This is a genomic window from Rhodocyclaceae bacterium (assembly GCA_020248265.1).
Classification (GTDB): domain Bacteria; phylum Pseudomonadota; class Gammaproteobacteria; order Burkholderiales; family CAIKXV01; genus CAIKXV01.
In genome coordinates, this window is sequence record JADCHX010000002.1 from 118,586 (window position 1) to 135,740 (window position 17,155).

Consider the following 17,155-nt stretch of genomic DNA (forward strand, 5'->3'; position numbering starts at 1 on the left):
GTCTCCGTGGGCTTTCAGCCGCCGCGCACGTAGCGGCGGCAGCGGGTGAACTGAAGGTCAGTGGCGGCAGGCTGGTCGAGCCAGGGCTGCACCACCGTGGCCTGCAAAGAACCGTCGAGCAGCAGGCGCTCATGGTCGAGATGATAGGTGACCACGTGCCGGTGCGTGCCGGCGGCTGCGATGAAGGTGCGCACGCAGCGCAATCCCGCGATCCCATCGCGCCCGACACCTTGCGTCGGCGCGACGTCGGTCGCAACCCTGGCCGCAAGCGCGGCGGCGGTGGTGTCGACCCAGGCGGCCAGTTCGGCCTCGCGTTCGGCGCGCGGGTTCGCCGCAACCACCAGCAGCGCCTGCGCGTCCTGGGGAGCCAGTCCACAGCCCGGCCAGGCCTGCGCGGCCTCGGCGCGCAGGCGCTTGATACAGCGCCAGCCGACGCGCCGCGTCCAGGGCGAATTGTTCTCGTAGCCGACCGCCAGGTAGCCCGCACTGCGAAGCACCTCGGGCGCGGACAGGTCATAGGTGGTCATCGACACCTTCGGATCGTCGATGCTGGACCAGCGCCGGATGTCGAGGAACCCGGGGATGCGCAGCCGTTCCGGGATGTGCTCGGTGTCGTACCAGTCGTGGAACTCGTCTTCCGCCACCGGCGAGAAGTCGAAGGACGAGATGAGGAGGCCGAAGGCAGCGCTGCCGGGGACGCTCGATCCGGGATCGCTCACGCGCGGCATGTGGCCTCCGTGCGTGCATGCGCCGCGCTATCCTCGTGCCTCCACCCTGCCCGCTGATCGACATGCCGAAGCACACGGACCCGCTGCAACCTGCATCCACGCTGGCCTTCGTCCATGCCTTCCCGCGCCAGCGCCTGGTCCAGGGCGCCGGTGCGATCGACCGAGTCGCCGCCGAAGCCCTGGCCGAAGGCATGCACCGCCCGTTCGTCGTCTGCAGCGCCCGCGGCCGGCGCAGCCCGCTGTTCGCGCGCGCGATCGCCGGCTTCGAGGGTGGCTCCGATGCCGGCCGGCCGGTCATCTGGGACGACGTACCACTGCATGCGCCGCTGTCGACCACGCTCGAGGCATCGGCCCTCGCACGGCGCGAAGGCTGCGACGGCATCGTCGCCTTCGGCGGCGGCAGCGTGTCCGACATGGCCAAGGGCGTAGCGCTCGCGCTGGCCGAAGGCGACGGCATCGAGCGCTTTGCGCTGCGCCACGAGCACGGCCGCATCGTCGGCACCCCGAGCACGACACCGAAGGTGCCGCTGGTCGCGATACCGACCACGCTGTCCGGTGCCGAGGTCACGCCCGGCTTCAGCCTGACGCGCGAGGATGCCTACAAGGTACTGTTCCGAGACCAGCAGCTGGCCGCACGGGTACTGGTGTTCGACCCGCAGGTGCTCGACGGCATGCCGCACGCACTGCTGGCTGGCACGCTCGCCAATGCGCTCGCCCATGGCTGCGAAGCGCTGTACTCCTCGGCGCGCACGCCGGTGTCGGACCTGTTCGCGCGCGAGGGGCTCGCCCGGCTGGTCGCCGGCGCGGACGCCGCATTCGCCGAGAACGGCGTGCGCGCCGGAACCGGCGCAGACGATCTCCTGCTCGGCAGCTACCTGGTCGCCGCAGCGATCATCAATGCACGTACCGCCCTGCACCACGCCACCTGCCACAAGCTGGCGCCGGTGCTCGGCGCGTCGCACGGCGAGGTGAATGCGCTGGTGCTGCCGCATGCACTGGCCTTCAACCTGCCGGCCTGCCCCGGAGTCGCCGCCGACCTCGCCCGGGCGATCGGTGCCACGGATGCTTCGACCGCCGCGCTGGTCGAGCGGCTCGAACGCTACGCCCGCGCGGCGGGACTGCGCCGCACGCTGCGCGAATTCGGCATCGCCCGCAGCGCGCTGGCCGAGGTCGCGCGGCGTATCCATGCCGAGCCGGGACTGACGTTCAATCCGCGACCGATCGAATCGGCGGCGCAGATCGAGGCGATGCTGCAGCAGGCCTGGTGAGTGCATCAGGCGCGCCATCCGACCAGGCGTTCGATGAAGGCCGCGGTGGCCAGCAGCCGCGCCTCGTCATGCCAGCGGCCGACCAGTTGCACCCCCACTGGCAGGCTGCGCGGGCCACGCATCACCGGCAGCGTCAGGCAGGGTAGCCCGAGCAGGCTCCAGCGGCGGTTGAAGGTTGCACTGCCGGTGGTGGCCAGGCCCTCGGGCGCCTCGCCCGGCGCGCTCGGGGTCAGCAGCACGTCGTGCCCATCGAACCAGCGCGCGACCGATTCGCGGCACGCCTGCGCCAGCGCATGCGCCTGCCGATACTCGGCGGCCGGCTGCGCCAGCCCGTGGTCGAGGCGATCGCGCAGCTTCGCACTGAGCCGGTCGGCATGCCGGGTATGCTCGTGCGCCAGCGCGCGCGCAGCCTCGAAGTGCTCGATCAACGGATGGATGCGCGGCAGTTCGCCGCACGGCGCCGGCAGCTCCGAGGCATCGACCACCACGCCTGCACGGGACAGCGCCTGCACGACTGCCTCTAGCGCGGCCCAGGCCTCGGGCCCGCCCTCGTGTGCCGCCTCCGTGCGCACGACCGTCACCGACGGCGGCGCCACCGGATCGGCCAGCGCGAGGCCCGGCTGCCGGGCCATCGCCGCGGCCATCAGTGCGGCATCGGCGACGCTGCGGCCGAAGGTGCCCAGGGTGTCGAGCGATTCCGATACCTGCTTCACGCCCTGCCGGCTGAGCCAGCCGTAGGTCGGCTTGTAGCCGACGATGCCGCAGAAGGCCGCCGGCCTGAGCACCGACCCTGAAGTCTGCGTGCCGCAGGCCAGCGGCACCATGTGATCGGCCACGGCTGCCGCAGAGCCGCTCGAGGAACCGCCCGGCGTGTGCGCCGGATTCCACGGGTTGCGGGTCGCGCCCGGCGTGGTGGTGGCGAACTCGGCGGTGACCGTCTTGCCGAGCACGATGCCACCCTCGGCCCGGAGCAGCGCGATGCAGGCGGCGTCGGCCTTCGGCCGATGGCCGGCATAGATCGGCGATCCGCAGGCAGTCGGCAGCCCGGCTGTCTCGATCACGTCCTTCACGCCGACCGGAATGCCCGGCAGCAGCCCGCGCCGGTCACCGGCCGCGTCGATCGCGCGTGCGCGGGCCAGCGCACCGTCGGCATCGATGGCCACCCAGGCCTGCACCTGCGCCTCGCGCAGCGCGATGCGCTCGAGGCAGGCCTCGACCAGGCGCGTCGCGCTAAGGCGGCCGGCGCGCATCTGCGCCAGCGCCTCGACCGCGCCCAGTTCATCGGGCTGCATCGCGCCCCCCCTGCAATGGGCCGTTGGATTGCCGGACGGACATCGCTCAGTCGATCTTCACGTCGGCCGACTTGATCACGGCACCCCAGCGTCGGATCTCGCTCGCGATGTAGGTACCGAACTGCTCCGGCGTGCCCTCGACCGGCTCGATGCCGAGTTCGCGGTAGCGGTCGCGGATGTCCTGCAGGCGCAGCACCTTCACCACTTCGGCGTTGAACCGGTTGATGATCTCGCGCGACGTGCCAGCCGGTGCCATGAAGCCGTACCAGGAGGTCGCTTCGTAGCCGGGCACCGTCTCGGCGATCGGCGGCAGTTCCGGCAGCACCGACGAGCGCTTCGCGGTGGTCACCGCCAGCGCGCGCAGCTTGCCTGCCTTCACGTAGGGCGCGAACAGCGGCATGTCGGAGAACATGAACTGCGTCTGCCCCGACAGCAGGTCCGGCATCGCCGCGGACGCGCCCTTGTACGGCACGTGGACCATGCGGGTGCCGCTCATCGACTTCAGCAGTTCGGCGGTCAGGTGCAGCGCGGTGCCGTTGCCCGACGAGCCGAAGTTGAGCTGGCCGGGACGCGCCCGCGCCAGTGCGATCAGCTGTCCGACGTCCTTGGCCGGCAGCGCCGGATGCACCGCCAGCACGTAGGGGCCGGTGGCCACCTGCATGATCGGCGCGAGGTCCTTCAGCGGGTCGTAGGGCATCCTGGGGTACAGGCCGACGTTGACCGCGGTCGAGCTGGTGGAACCGAGCACCACGGTGTAGCCGTCGGGCGCAGCCTTGGCCACGATGTCCATGCCGAGCACCCCGCCGACCCCGGCCCGGTTGTCGACGATGAACTGCTGCCCCATTGCCTCGGACAGCCGCGCGCTGACCAGCCTCGCGATGATGTCGGTGGTGCCGCCTGCGGTGAACGGCACCACGATGCGTACCGTGCGCGCCGGCCAGGCCTGCGCCGATGCGCCGTCGGCCAGCGGCAGCAGGAGCAGCAGTGCCGGAAGCAGCCACGGACGCGGCTGCGGCAAGGTCAGCAACGGAAGGCTCGGTGAGGATCGCATCGACGGACTCCTGTGGTTTCGGCGGGCTGCCGGCACGGACCAAAGCAAGACATGGGCCGATCGCACCATGCGCTCAGCGCGCGAGTGCGGCGGACATCCATGCGGACCACGGCTGCGCCAGCGTCGCCGGCTGCAGCCGCTCCAGCGCCTCGACCGCAGCGACGAAGCCCGGATGCCGGGTGCCGGTGATGCCCTGCGCCTTGGCACGGATCTGCGCGTCGTCGAACGGCCGGTCGGGCCCGCCACGTGCGCTCAGGCATTCGCCGGTGACGCGGGTGCCATCGGACAGCGTCAGCGTGACCCGGGCTGGTCGGTCGAGCGGCCGCGGGCGCACCGGCGCATAGGGTTCCAGCCGGATGCGCTCGCGCAGGCGCACGATCGCCGGGTCGTCCAGGGTGGCGGCGGCGAACGCATCCGCACCGGCGTGGCCATGTACCTGCACGGTCGCAAGCACATGCTCGAAGGAGAAGCGCGCCGCGAGCGTGGTGCCCGGCCGCGGATTGCTCATCTGCGGACGGTGCGTCTCGAGCAGCACCGACTCGACATCGGCGTGCGTGCGTCCCGGCGGCAGGCTGGCCATCGCCGCCTGCGTCGCCTCGACCGCCGAATGCGTCGACTGGCAGCATGCGTGCACCTTGTGGTAACCGGACTCGATCGCCCAGGTCTCGCCGAGGCCGTCGGCCAGTGCAGCCGGATCGGCCGCCTGGCCGAGCAGCGTGGTGAACACGTCGTAGGCGCCATCCGGCAGGCCGCCCAGCCCGCACTCGGCCCAGTCGGCCGCACGCATGCCGTTGGCAGTACCGACCGCCGCCCATACGTTTCGCACGAGTGCACCGTGCAGTGCGTGTTCGTAGCCACCCACGGTCACCAGGGTGGCTGCTGCAGTGACTGCCCGGTGGGTGAGCGCGGCATCGGCGCGCCGCGCCAGCGTGGTGGCGATCGCACCGCCGATCGCTGCGGTCTGCGGATGCGGATGCAGCGTCATCTGCGGGAAGATCCAGCACCGCGCAAAGCGCCCGGTCACCTCGTAGGCCAGCACTGCGCAGGCGAGCACCTCCGCCACGCTGAGCCCACCCGCCTCAGCTTCCGCCCACAGCGCCGGCAGCGTGTACAGCCCGGCATGGCATGGCGCCAGGCGATACCCCTCGTCGAGTTCGCACCAGCTGGCGGCAATCCCGTTGCCCAGCGCGGCGGAGAACCGGTCGGTGCGCGATGGCGGGTCGGACAGCAGCGTGCATTCGGCGGCGCCCCCGCGCCGCACCAGTTGGCGATGCACCCGACCGACTTCCGGCTCGGGCGAGGCCGCCAGCGCGGCGGCGAGATCGTCGCCGATCACCCGGGCGGCGCGAAACGCGATCGCCGCGGGAAACGCCGCGAGCGGATCGCCGCCATCGCGGCCGGGCAGGCGATGGCCCGATGCCCAGTCCGTCAACCGCAGGATGCCGGAGCCGACCGCTGCACGGACCGCGGCCTCGTCGGCCGGGCGCAGGGCAGGATCGTCGGCGATCGGTTCATTCATGGAGGGCTCCTCGGGTGCGCCGGTCTGTGCCGACTGCAGGGTCTTCGATGGGTCGGTCGTCCGGGTCAGTCTGCCACGGCGCACAAGGCGACCAGGTCGCGCACACGGACTTCCTCGATCGACCGGATGGCGGACGACAGCTCGGCCGCGCGCCGGCTGCCCAGCACGCGACCGGCCAGGGACGCGAACTTGGCATCGAGCTTGCGGCCCTGCAGATCGAGGTCGGACAACGGCACGCCGGAATCGTGCTCGGTCGACACCTCGCCGGTGGCCGTGGCCACGGATACACGGGTGAACATGGTCGGACAACCATCGACCAACTCCACCTCGGTGCGCTCGATCAGCCGGCGCATCGTCGGGTCGGCCAGTTGCAGCGCGCCATAGCTGTCCAGCGCGCCGGTGTCGCCCCCGCACAGCGCGAGCGCAGCGGTGAACCGCAGGCTGAACTTCGCCTCGTGGCTGGATTGCGGCCGCGCGATGTTGCAGGTGCTGTCGTTCACCTTCTCGACCCGGATCACGATGCGTTCGATCGCCTGCGGATCGATCGCATGCTCGGCGCGCAGACGCGCAGCGCATTCGATCGTGGAATGCGTGCCATAGCAGGCCGCGTGGTACTTGAACAGGTTGTCGCGGATGAACCAGCGGTCCTCGACCAGCGCGCGCTCGGGGAAGAAGTCGGTGCTCAGCGCAGCCGCGAAGCCCTGCCGGCATTCGAGCACGTCGGGGCGGCTCGACATCCCCTGCCGGGCCAGCAGCGCGGCACGCACGCCGTCCTCCGCGGCGAGACCTGCGTGGTAGGCCTTGCAGTCGGTGCCGAACATCGCCTTGAGCCCTGATGCACGCGTGCCGGCGATGCCCAGCGCATGCCCGCAACGGCCGGCATCCAGCCCGAGCAGGCGTGCGCAGGCCATCGCCGCACCGAATGCACCGACGGTGGCGGTCGAGTGGAAACCGCGCGCATAGTGGTCGGGCTGCACCAGCGACCCGGCACGGCAGGCCAGCTCGTAGCCGGCGACGAACGCGACCAGCAGGTCCTCGCCGGAGGCATCGACCGCTTCGCCCAGCGCCAGCAGTGCCGGCAGGAACACCGCTGACGGATGGCCGTTGATGTTGAGGTTCACGTCGTCGTAGTCGAGCGCATGCGCGAGCGTGCCGTTGCACAGCGCAGCCTGCGCCGCGGAGGCGCGCAGCCCGTTGCTCAGCACGGTCGACTGCTGCCGCCCGCCCTCCTCCTCCACCGACCGTGCGAGCAGGCGTACCAGCGGCTCGTCGCGCGCGACCAGCATCACGCCCAGGGTATCGAGGATGCATTGCAACGCGAGCGTGCGAACGTCGGCCGGCAGCGAGGCCAGCGTCAGCGCATGCGCCCGTTCGACCAGCGCCCGGGTGACCGGCTCGGCTCCCATGCCCGGCTTCATTCGACCTTCGCCCCGGATTCCTTCACCACCCGCGCCCAGCGTGCGATGTCCGCCTTCAGCACCGCGGCGAACTCGGCCGGCCGGCTGGCGACCACGTCGGCACCCAGGCCGGCGAACCTCTCGCGAGCGTCCGGACGTTCCAGGAAACGCGCGATCGCACCCTGCAGCGCATCGACGATCGGCACCGGCGTGCGCGCAGGCGCGAACACGCCGAACCAGCCGACCGCCTCGTAGCCCGGCACGCCGGCCTCGGCGACCGTCGGCACGTCGGGCAGGCTGGCCACCCGCTTTGGCGAGGTGATGGCCAGCGCGCGCAGGCGGCCGCCCTTCACATGCGGGAAGGCGGCGATCAAGTCGCCGAAGGTGACCTGCACCTGCCCCGAGATCAGGTCCGGGAACACAGCGCCCGTGCCCTTGTACGGCACGTGGGTCATCTTCACGCCGGCCATCAGCTGGAACAGTTCGCCGGCCAGGTGGGGCATGCCGCCGGAGCCCGAGGACGCCATGTTGATGCGCGACGGATCGGACTTGAGCAGCGCGATGAACTCGCGCACCGACTTCGCCGGCAGGCCGTTGGTGACCACCATCAGGTACGGCGTGGAAGCGACCAGCGTCACCGGCGCGAAGTCGCGCACCGGGTCGTAGGGAATGTCCTTGTACAGCGCCGGGTTGATCGCATGCGAACCGGTGCCACCGGTAATCAGCGTGTAGCCGTCCGGCAGCGCGCGCGCGGCCATCTGCGTGCCGATGATGCCGCCGCTGCCCGGGCGGTTGTCCACCACCACCGGCTGGCCGAGGCCCTCGGCGATCGCCTGTGCCGCGATGCGCCCGGTGATGTCGGTGCCGCCACCGGGCGTGAAGGCGACGATCATCCGGATCGTACGGCGTGGATAGTCGGGCGCGGCGGCCGCCACCGCCGTCGGCAGGCAGGCGGCCGCAAGGGCCAGTCCCTTGAGAAACCGGGGCCGGCCTGCGGTCACAGCTTCACTCCGGTCTTCAGGTAGGCCTCGACGATCTCGGTGCCGGTAGCCTTCCACACCCCGGCATGGCTGCAGATGTACTCCAGCGCGCGCTGCAGGCCGCCGATGCGGTGCGGCACGCCGATGACGAACGGATGCAGGCAGATCGCCATCACCCGCGCCGAATGCTCCGCCTCGCGGTAGAGCACGTCGAACTGGTGCTTGATCATCAGTTCGAACTCCTCGATCGACCGGTCGCGGTAGTAGAGCTGCGGCGAGTCGTTGATCTCGTAGGAGTACGGCAGGTAGACCAGTTCGCGGTTGCCGACGTTCATCCGGTACGGCTGGTCGTCGTTGACCCAGTCGGACACGTAAAGGCAGCCCTCGTCGGCGAGCAGGTCGAGCGTGTTCCACGTCTCGGCGAGGCCCGAGCCGAGCCATCCGACCGGCTTCTTCCCGGTGGCCTGCCGGATACGTTCGAGCGCATCGCGGATCACCGTGCGCTCGGCCTCGCGGTCGAGGCCGGTCAGGCGCTGGCTGTTGGTCTTGTTGTGCCCCATGAACTCCCAGCCGAGCTTCACCGCGTCTTCGACGATCTGCGGATGCCGGTCGCAGACGTCGCTGTTGATGGTGGCGGTGGCGCGGATGCCCATCTTCTCGAGCACCTCCATGATGCGGAAGATGCCGACGCGGTTGCCGTAGTCGCGCTGGCCCCAGGCGCGCACAGTCGGCGCATCGGCTGCGTTGCCGCTCGCCTTCTCCCAGGGGTGTCCCGGCAGGGGGCGGGTGAGCGGGAAGAACTCGATGTTCGGCACCACCCACAGCGCAAGCCGGGCCCCGTTGGGCCAGTGCCAGGGCGCGCGCCGGTTGATCGGGGAGTACTCGAACGGGCCGTAGTCGCTGGGTTCCATGTCCATCCTCTCGGAGTGCGTTACGCGTGGAAGTCTTGCACAACGGATGCGCGCAGTAAAATGCATTGACGGCCAGCCATTGATGCGCAGACGGCATCGACCGAGCAGGAGGGCGGTGCGGCCTTCGGGGCCATCCCGGTGCCGCTCCCGCCCCATCCGACCAGCCGGTCCTTCCCGCCGTGCAAGCCGGGTCAGCCCCTGGCAGCAAGTTCCAGCCGGCGGCAGTCGTCCAGCGACTCGAGCGCCATCAACTGCTCCAGGAGGCGACCGGCCGAGGGGAAGCCGCCAGCCATGCGCAGGAACTTGCCGGCCATCTCGTCGTCGGACAGCGGCGAGGCCGGGGTACCGCGGAAGTCGTCCGCGTAGCGCTCGAAGCGCTGCCCATCCTTCAGCACCACGCGCACCCGGCTGGCCCAGGCCGACCGCCCGGGCATCTCGTCGGCGAACGGCTCTAGCACGATGCGCAGCGCGGCCGCGCGGATGCGTGGATCATCGACACGCGCCATCGAGAACACGGAAGGGTCGGTAGGGTCGTCGTAGAGCGCGAGCGCCGCGCAGAACGGCACGCTGTACTGCGCGCCGGCCAGGTCGACCGGCGCGGCATTCGCGTGGTGCGACAGCACCTTGGGCCCGGCCTCGATCGCCAGCGCGGCGACGGCATCGCCGTCGAAACCGGCCTCGGCGCGCAGCTCGAGCAGCGACTGCACCGGCGTATGGGCGGTCACATGGCAGCCGTAGCGCTTGAAGCAGATGGTGAGCGTCTCGTGTTCGCTACCCAGCCCGCGCACCAGGCGGGAGGCATCGCCGTCGCGGCAGTAGGCCTCGAGGAAGCCGAAGCGCCCCTCGAGCACGGTGTCGGGCCCTTCGTAGCCCTCGGCCGCCAGGCGCGCGGCGAGCACGCCAGCCTCGGCCGCACGGCCCATGTGCAGGCGCTTGACCATCGCCCCGTTGCCGGCCTTCGCGAACGCCAGCAGCCCACCGCCGAGTGACCCGGCAATGCCCAGGGCGTTGCAGGTCCGGTCGGCATCCAGGCCCAGCAGGTGGCAGGCGACCACCGCCGCGCCGTACGGGCCGGTCAGCCCGGGAGCGTGGAAGCCGAGCGTCTCGCTGGAATGGCGCGACGCGACCCCGATCCGGAACATCACCTCGCAGCCGGCGACGAAGGCCACCAGCAGGCTGCGCCCATCGGCTCCGAGTTCCTCGCCGATGGCGAGGGCAGCCGGCCACAGCGTCGCACCGGGATGCACCCCGGCGCCCGGCTTGCGCAGGCTGTCCAGCTCGAACGCGTGCGCGAGTACGCCATTGGCCAGCGCCGCATGGGCGCTGCTCGCACGCACGTCCGTGCCGATGACCCGGCAAGGCGCCCCGCCCGCACCACCCTGCTGGCGCGCAAACCCGGCCGCGATCCGGCCCCATGGCAGCCCGGCGCCGAACAGGCTGGCGCCGACGGTGTCCACGATGCACTGGCGCGCGCGCGCGACCACGGCAGACGGCAGTGCATCGGCGCCCAGGCCGGCCGCGTAGCCGGCCAGCACGCGCGCCGCAGTCTGCCCGCCTGCCACCGGCTCGAAGCTCAACGGACGAGCAGTTCGCCGAGGGTGGAGGCGTCGGCCAGCGTGTCGAGCCCGAGGATCGCATCGCGCAGGGCCTCGACCTTGCGTGGCGGCAGCGCCTTGGACGCCAGCTTGCCGAACTTCTCGACCACGTCGGCATCCGAGGCGAAGCGGTACTCGCTGCCGCGTGCCGACTCGACCCGGCGTTCGAATCGCGTGCCGTCCTTCAGCCAGAGTTCGACCCTGACCTCGTGCCGGTACTTGGCGCCCTTGGCGGTGATCACGTCGTCATGCTGCACGGCGACCTTCTGCGCGATGCGCATACGCTCCGCGTCTGCCACCTTGTCGTCGGTGAACTGGTCGACGAAGCAGTCGCCCTCCAGCAGCCAGGTCGCCACGCAGTACGGCAGGTTGAGCTGGGCCGAGGTCAGTCCCTGCGGCACGTACTTCCAGCCGACATGGTCCATGGTGACCTGCGAACCGTGGACCAGGATGCGGTCGACATCCTCCGCGCCGAACGGTCGCTCGACCTGCATGTCGCGGATCGCATCCAGTGTCGTGTGGTTGCTGCCGACGCAGGAATAGAACTTCAGCGCGACGCCCATGGTCTGCCAGGTCGAACCGAACCCGGCGGTGAGCTCCGACAGCTTGAAGCGGTCGGTCGAGCGCGAGAAGGTCGTGCAGTAGCCGCCGTACTCGCTTTCGAGCACGTTGACGATGCCGGTCAGCCCCTCGCGCGCGAACAGCGCGCCGTACAGCCCGCTCTGCGACGAACGACCGGCATGCACCCGCTTGACCATCGCCCCGTACTGCGCCGCCATCAGGCCGGCGGCCTGGGTACCGGCGATGCCCAGCGCATGCACGGTGCGATCGGCATCGAGGCCAAGGCCCCGCGCGGCGCCTGCCGCGGCAGAGAACACGCCGAGCGTGGCGCCGGAATGCCAGCCCTGTGCGATGTGCTCTGGCCCCATGCACAGGCCGACGCGCGGCCCGATCTCGTAGCCGGCCACCGCCGCCGCCAGGAACTCTCGCCCGGTCATGCCCGGGCGCATCTGGGCGACGGCGATCAGGGCCGGCAGCACGACGGCCCCGACATGCAGGACGCCGGCACGGTGCACGTCGTCCAGTTCGAAGCCCTGCACCTGCGTGCCGTTGACCAGCGCCGCATGCGGCGCCGACAGGCGCTGGTCGGTGCCCCAGACCGGGCAGGTGCGGGTGGCGTCGACCGCCGAAAGCGTGCGCTGCAGGATGCGGCTCCACTCGAGGTCGGCGCCGTACAGCGCGCAGCCGAGCGAATCGAGCATCAGCAGCTTGATCCGCGCCAGCACCTCGGGCGGCACGTCCTCGTAACGCAACCCGGAGACGAACTCCGCGATGCCCCGGGTATAGCGGTTGTCGCCGCCCGCTTCATGTGACATCGATCAGGCTCCTGCCTTGCCGGTGGCGGCAAGGCCGGCACCACGGCCGGCGATTCGGCCGAACACCGCGCCAGACACCAGGCCGGTGCCACTCGGGTAGTTGAAGTAGAACAGCCCGCCGACCATCTCGCCGCAGGCATACAGCCCGGGGATCGGCTGCAGGTGCGAGTCGACCACCTGCCCGGTTTCGTGGCGGATGCGCACGCCGCCGAAGGTGAAGGTGATGCCGCAGGTGGTGGAGTAGGCCTCGTAGGGCGGCGCGTCGAGCGCCTGCGCCCAGTTCGACTTCGCCGGTTCGATGCCGGTCGTGCCCTTGCCGTCCTTGACCGTGTGGTCGAACTTGACGTCCTTGTTCACCGCCGCGTTGTAGGCATGCACGGTCTTCAGGAACTGTTCGCCGTCGACGCCCTCGAGCTGAGCGGCCAGGCCCTCCAGCGTGTCGGAGGAGACCTTGGTCACGAACTTGATCCGGTACTCGGAACGCAGCAGGTGCTTCACCTTCGAGTCGAACACCTGCCAGGCGAACTGTCCCTGCTGCTTCAGCACCTCGCCGCCGTACTTGGCATAGGTGAACGAATGGAAGTCCCAGCCCTCGTCGACGAAGCGCTTGCCATCGGAGTTGATCAGCAGGCCGAAGATGTAGCTGTGCTTCTGGAACTGGTCGCCGACGTTGACGTCGCCGAACTCGGGCGCGTAGCGGTCCCAGCCGGTCGCATGGCAGCCCGACCAGTTGCCGTAGGGGGCGGCGCCGATGTCCAGCGCCATCTTCAGGCCGTCGCCGACGTTGAAACGCGAGCCGCGCACCTTGGCCAGTTCCCAGCCCGGCCCGAGGTACTTCGTGCGCCACTCGGGGTTCGCCTCGAAGCCGCCGCAGCCGAGCACCACCGACTTCGCGCCGAATTCGACCACCTCGCCGTTGCGCCGAGCACGCACGCCGGACACCTTCACGCCGTCGTAGATCAGCGACAGCGCGCGCGTCTCGTACAGGACCTCGATGCCGGCCTTGGCGACCGCGGCATCGAGATAGCGCACCAGACCAGCGCCACCACCGGACACTTCGATCGGCAGGCGTCCGAAGAACTTGCGCTTGCCGTTCACCATGCCCGACTGACGGCCGAAGTTCGGCACGAAGCGCGCTCCCTTGCCGCGCAGCCAGGCCATCACGTCCAGGCTCTGCGTGACCAGCGTCTCCGACAACTCGGGATCGGTGCGGAACTGTGTCAGCCGGAACAGGTCGTCGAAGTACTCTTCCTTCGTGTTCGTGCCGAAGTCGCTGTTGGCGACTTCCTCGTCGGTGAGGTCGGTGACCCGCTTCAGGTCGTCCACCGTTTCGTAGGCGAAGCGCATCACGCCACCGGCGAACCGGCTGTTGCCGCCGGACTCGTCCTCGGACGCTGCCTCGAGCACGATCACGCTGGCACCCTGGTCCTTGGCCGAGAGCGCAGCGCACAGCGCCGCATTGCCCTTGCCGATCACGACCACGTCGTATTGCGTCGAACCCACGATGCTCTCCTTCACTGGTTGTCTTAGGTCTGTTTCATGTCATTTCGCGGCGCCGGCCGCGGCCCTGCCCTTCGCGGGCGCAGGTTTGCGGCCACGCCGCAGCTTCGCGTGGACGCCGAGCTCGGCAAGCAGCCTGCCGGCCGCCGGCGACAGGGTGATGCCGTGCCGGCGAACGATGCCGAGCGGACGGCTGACCCGCGGCGAGACCAGCGGGCGCGTGACCAGCAGCGGATGGCGTCCGTCGTCGATCGCCAGCCTCGGCAGCAGCGCGATGCCGAGTTGCGCCTCGACGAAGCCGATCGCGGTGGAGAACGTGGCATCGACTTCGTAGAACCAGTCGATGCGCACCGGTGTCTCCGCCAGCGCCAGGTCGAGCAGCAGGCTGCTCGCCGCGCCGGTGCCGACCCGGATCGCACGATGCCCGTCGAGCGCGCTCCACGGCACCTGCTGGAGCTTCGCCAGCGGATGGCGGCGGTGGCACACCAGCACGAACGGGTCGTCGAACAGCGGGTCGAAGTCGAGTTCGGGACGGCGCGCCCCGAGGAAGCCGACGCCGAACTCCGCCTGGCCCTCGATCACCGCCTGCGCGACGGCATCGGCACTGCGATCGAGCACGCGCACGCGCGTGTCGGGATGCTGCTGCTGGAACGCCGCCAGCACCGACGGCAGGAAGCGGTAGGCGGCGGTCTGGATGCAGGCGAGCGTGACATGCCCGGACACACCGCCGGAACTGCCGCGAAGCTCCGAGAAGGCGCCCTCGAAATCGCGCAGCAGCCGCTGGGCGTGCGGCAGGAAACTGCGTCCGACAGCGGTCAGTGCGACCCGCCGCGTCGTGCGGTCGACCAGCCGGACGCCGAGCGACGCTTCGAAGCGCTGGAAACGGCGCGACAGCGTCGGCTGCGACCAGGCGAGCGCACTGGCCGCCTCGCCGAAACTGCCGCGGTTCGCGAGCTCGACGAACGCGCGCATCCCCTCCAGGTCGATATTCATCTGCGCATCAATGCCATGTCTTTGTTGCATTCTACCCCGGAAGACGCAACCCTTCCGCCTGACGGCCGCGTGGGGATAAGCTCGGGCTTCCTCCTCCTGACCCGGTGCCGGAAGGCACGTCCTCGATGAACAGAACCGCATCCCCGCCGCTGCCCTGCCGTTCCGAGTTACCGATGGTCCTGGCTCTCCCGCTGCTCCTGCAGGGCCTCGTGCTGGCGCCGTCGGCCGCTGCGCAGCAGGCCGGGGACGCGGCCTGGCCGGCCCGACCGATTCGTCTGGTCGTGCCGTATGCGCCCGGCGGCGGGCTGGACATCCTGGCCCGGCTGATCGCACCCCGGCTGTCCGAGCGCTGGGGCCAGGGCGTGCTGGTCGACAACCGGCCGGGTGCGAGCGGCCAGCTCGGTGCGCAGCTCGTCGCCGGTGCCGCGCCCGACGGCCATACGCTGGTGATCATCTCGACCGAGCACATCACCGCACCGATGGTCTACCGGCGCCAGCTCTACGATCCGATCGCAAGCTTCGTGCCGATCGTCCAGACCGGTGCACAGTCCTACCTGCTGGTGGTCAATGCCGGCGTGCCGGCCCAGACCGTGAAGGAACTCGTGGCGCTGGCGAAGGCACGCAAGCTGAACTACACCTCGGCCGGCACCGGATCGGTCGGCCACCTGTCCGGCGAACTGTTCAAGTCGCTGGCGGGCATCGAGATGACGCACGTGCCGTACAAGGGCACCGGCCCGGCACTGGGCGACACCGTGTCCGGACAGGTGCAGGTGATGGTGGTCAACCCGCTGCCCGCGATGCCGCACATCAAGTCGGGCCGGCTTCGCCTGCTGGCGGTCACCGACAGCCGCCGCATCGCCTCGCTGCCGGACGTGCCGACCATCGCCGAAGCGGGCATCGCCGGCTTCGGCACCACCGGCTGGAACGGCCTGCTGGCACCGGCCGGCACGCCGCGCACGGTAGTCGCGCGCATCAACGAAGCGGTGGTGTCGATCGTGCGCGCGCCTGAACTGCGCGACCGCATGTCGAGCGAAGGCACTGAACCGATCGGCAGCACGCCGGAGGCGTTCCGTGCGCTGATGGTGTCGGACCAGAAGCGCTGGGCCGCCGTCGTGTCGAAGATGAAGATCGACGCCGACTGACCGGAGGCTCCCGGCGAGCGCGTTCCCTAGCCCGGCTCGAGCATCCGGGTGAACGCAGCCACGTCGGCCACCGCCTCGAAACGCTCGATGGCAGCGGCCACCTCGACGGCGCGCGCCTGCTCCAGCACATGGCCGGCACAGGCGACGAACTTGCCGCGCAGCAGGTCGGGCGGCAGCGGATTGGACGAGGTGCGCCCCAGCGGCTGCTCGACCCTGTCCTGCAGGATGCGGCCGTCGTCCAGGGTCACCTTCACTTCGCCGCCGAAATGGTTCGACGGGTCGAACTGGCTCGCATCGTAGGGCGCGACCTCGACCTTCGCGAGCAGGCCGGGGATGCGTGGATCGAGCCAGCAGTCGTCCTCGAACTGCTGCAGCACGACCTGCCGGTCGAGCAGTGCGCGCACCAGGCAGTACTGCAGGCTGAACTTGCAGTCGAGCGCACTGGCCGGGGCCGGACGGTTGGTGTGCTGCAGCCGGCGCGAATGGATCCACGCCTGGATGCGCACGACCTGTTCCGGCCGCACGTCGTGCCGGCGCACCAGCGCCAGCATCGCATCGAGCGCCGGGTGGGTGCTGCCGCAGCACGGGTACTGCTTGATCGCGATGCCGGGCGCGACGATGTCGAACGGATCTCCCCAGCCGTTGAGCGCCTTCGCCGCATCGTGGTGCCCTGCCCCGTTGAACACCGCCAGGAAACCCTGCGGATGCTCGAACGCTCCCTCGTTCGCGGTGAAGCCATGGCGCGCGAGCAGTGCCGCGTACAGCCCGTTGCGCGCGCAGTGGCCGACATGCAGCGACTTCACCATGGTGCCGAAGTTCGCCTTCAGGCCCGAGGACAGCGAGGCGGCGGTGGCGATCGCCGTCGCGGTGCGCTCGCCGTCCAGGCCGAGCAGGCGCGAGGCGGCGGCCGCCGCGCCGAACACGCCGAGTGTCGCCGTCGGGTGCCAGCCCTTCTCGTAGTGGTGGAAGTGCACGGCGCGCGCGATGCGCGTCTCGACCTCGAAGCCGGCCACGTAGGCAGCCAGCAGGTCGCGCCCGCTGGCATGCTCGGCCTCGCCGAGCGCGATCAGCCCGGGCAGGATCGGCACCGAGGGATGCCCACCGATGGTGTTGTTGCAGTCGTCGAAATCGAGCACATGCGAACTGACGCCGTTGATCAGCGCGGCGTCGAGGATGCCGACGCGGCTGCGGCCACCGAACACCAGCGCCGGCCCGGCGCCGGCGGCCAGCGCCATCGCCGCACGCTGCGGCGCCGGCTCTGCGGCGCCCGCCAGGGTCACGCCGATGGTGTCGAGCAGCCCCACCTTCGCCCAGTGTAGCGCCTCCGGCGGCAGGTCGTCGAAGCGCAGTGCCGCAGTGCGCTGTCCCAGTACCGTTGCGATCTGCATCGATGTGCCCCCTGT

The 17,155-nt window shown here is 70.4% G+C and carries 14 protein-coding genes; 2 read left to right on the plus strand and 12 right to left on the minus strand.

From position 1 onward, the window contains the following. Positions 1-14: 14 nt before the first annotated feature. Positions 15-728, minus strand: coding sequence for a hypothetical protein (locus tag ING98_01420; protein ID MCA3100507.1), 714 nt, complete (start codon positions 726-728; stop codon positions 15-17). A gap of 62 nt (positions 729-790) precedes the next feature. Between ING98_01420 and ING98_01425 the strand changes: the two genes are divergently transcribed. Then, positions 791-1,996: an iron-containing alcohol dehydrogenase gene (locus tag ING98_01425; GenBank protein MCA3100508.1), complete on the plus strand. Its 1,206-nt coding sequence runs from the start codon at positions 791-793 to the stop codon at positions 1,994-1,996. A 5-nt stretch (positions 1,997-2,001) separates the two neighbouring features. Here ING98_01425 and ING98_01430 read toward each other — a convergent pair whose 3' ends face one another. The 10 genes from ING98_01430 to ING98_01475 form a co-directional block, all read right to left on the minus strand. Then, positions 2,002-3,288 carry an amidase gene (locus ING98_01430; protein MCA3100509.1) on the minus strand — a complete coding sequence of 429 codons (1,287 nt, stop codon included), beginning with the start codon at positions 3,286-3,288 and terminating at the stop codon, positions 2,002-2,004. A gap of 46 nt (positions 3,289-3,334) precedes the next feature. Further along, complete coding sequence (locus tag ING98_01435) at positions 3,335-4,339, minus strand: tripartite tricarboxylate transporter substrate binding protein (protein ID MCA3100510.1); 1,005 nt, start codon at positions 4,337-4,339, stop codon at positions 3,335-3,337. Between the two features lie 73 nt (positions 4,340-4,412). Then, positions 4,413-5,858, minus strand: coding sequence for an MmgE/PrpD family protein (locus ING98_01440; GenBank protein ID MCA3100511.1), 1,446 nt, complete (start codon positions 5,856-5,858; stop codon positions 4,413-4,415). A 65-nt stretch (positions 5,859-5,923) separates the two neighbouring features. Then, positions 5,924-7,264 (minus strand): MmgE/PrpD family protein, encoded by a 1,341-nt coding sequence (locus ING98_01445; protein MCA3100512.1) that lies wholly within the window; start codon positions 7,262-7,264, stop codon positions 5,924-5,926. A gap of 8 nt (positions 7,265-7,272) precedes the next feature. Beyond that, positions 7,273-8,148, minus strand: coding sequence for a tripartite tricarboxylate transporter substrate binding protein (locus tag ING98_01450; GenBank protein ID MCA3100513.1), 876 nt, complete (start codon positions 8,146-8,148; stop codon positions 7,273-7,275). Positions 8,149-8,252: 104 nt separating this feature from the next. Continuing rightward, positions 8,253-9,146, minus strand: coding sequence for a polysaccharide deacetylase family protein (locus ING98_01455; GenBank protein MCA3100514.1), 894 nt, complete (start codon positions 9,144-9,146; stop codon positions 8,253-8,255). Positions 9,147-9,337: 191 nt separating this feature from the next. Continuing rightward, positions 9,338-10,723, minus strand: coding sequence for an MmgE/PrpD family protein (locus tag ING98_01460; GenBank protein ID MCA3100515.1), 1,386 nt, complete (start codon positions 10,721-10,723; stop codon positions 9,338-9,340). Further along, positions 10,720-12,117 carry an MmgE/PrpD family protein gene (locus ING98_01465; protein MCA3100516.1) on the minus strand — a complete coding sequence of 466 codons (1,398 nt, stop codon included), beginning with the start codon at positions 12,115-12,117 and terminating at the stop codon, positions 10,720-10,722. The genes ING98_01460 and ING98_01465 overlap by 4 nt, the downstream gene beginning before the upstream one ends. 3 nt (positions 12,118-12,120) lie before the next feature. Then, positions 12,121-13,620 (minus strand): FAD-dependent tricarballylate dehydrogenase TcuA, encoded by a 1,500-nt coding sequence (tcuA, locus tag ING98_01470; GenBank protein MCA3100517.1) that lies wholly within the window; start codon positions 13,618-13,620, stop codon positions 12,121-12,123. 39 nt (positions 13,621-13,659) lie between these two features. Then, the gene (locus tag ING98_01475; protein ID MCA3100518.1) at positions 13,660-14,610 is read right to left on the minus strand and encodes a LysR family transcriptional regulator; all 951 of its coding nucleotides are present in this window, start codon (positions 14,608-14,610) and stop codon (positions 13,660-13,662) included. 173 nt (positions 14,611-14,783) lie between these two features. Here ING98_01475 and ING98_01480 point away from each other — a divergent pair, with 173 nt between their 5' ends. Next, the gene (locus ING98_01480; protein MCA3100519.1) at positions 14,784-15,752 is read left to right on the plus strand and encodes a tripartite tricarboxylate transporter substrate binding protein; all 969 of its coding nucleotides are present in this window, start codon (positions 14,784-14,786) and stop codon (positions 15,750-15,752) included. A 26-nt stretch (positions 15,753-15,778) separates the two neighbouring features. On the opposite strand, the gene ING98_01485 is transcribed toward ING98_01480, so the two are convergent. After that, positions 15,779-17,140 (minus strand): MmgE/PrpD family protein, encoded by a 1,362-nt coding sequence (locus tag ING98_01485; protein MCA3100520.1) that lies wholly within the window; start codon positions 17,138-17,140, stop codon positions 15,779-15,781. Positions 17,141-17,155: the final 15 nt, after the last annotated feature.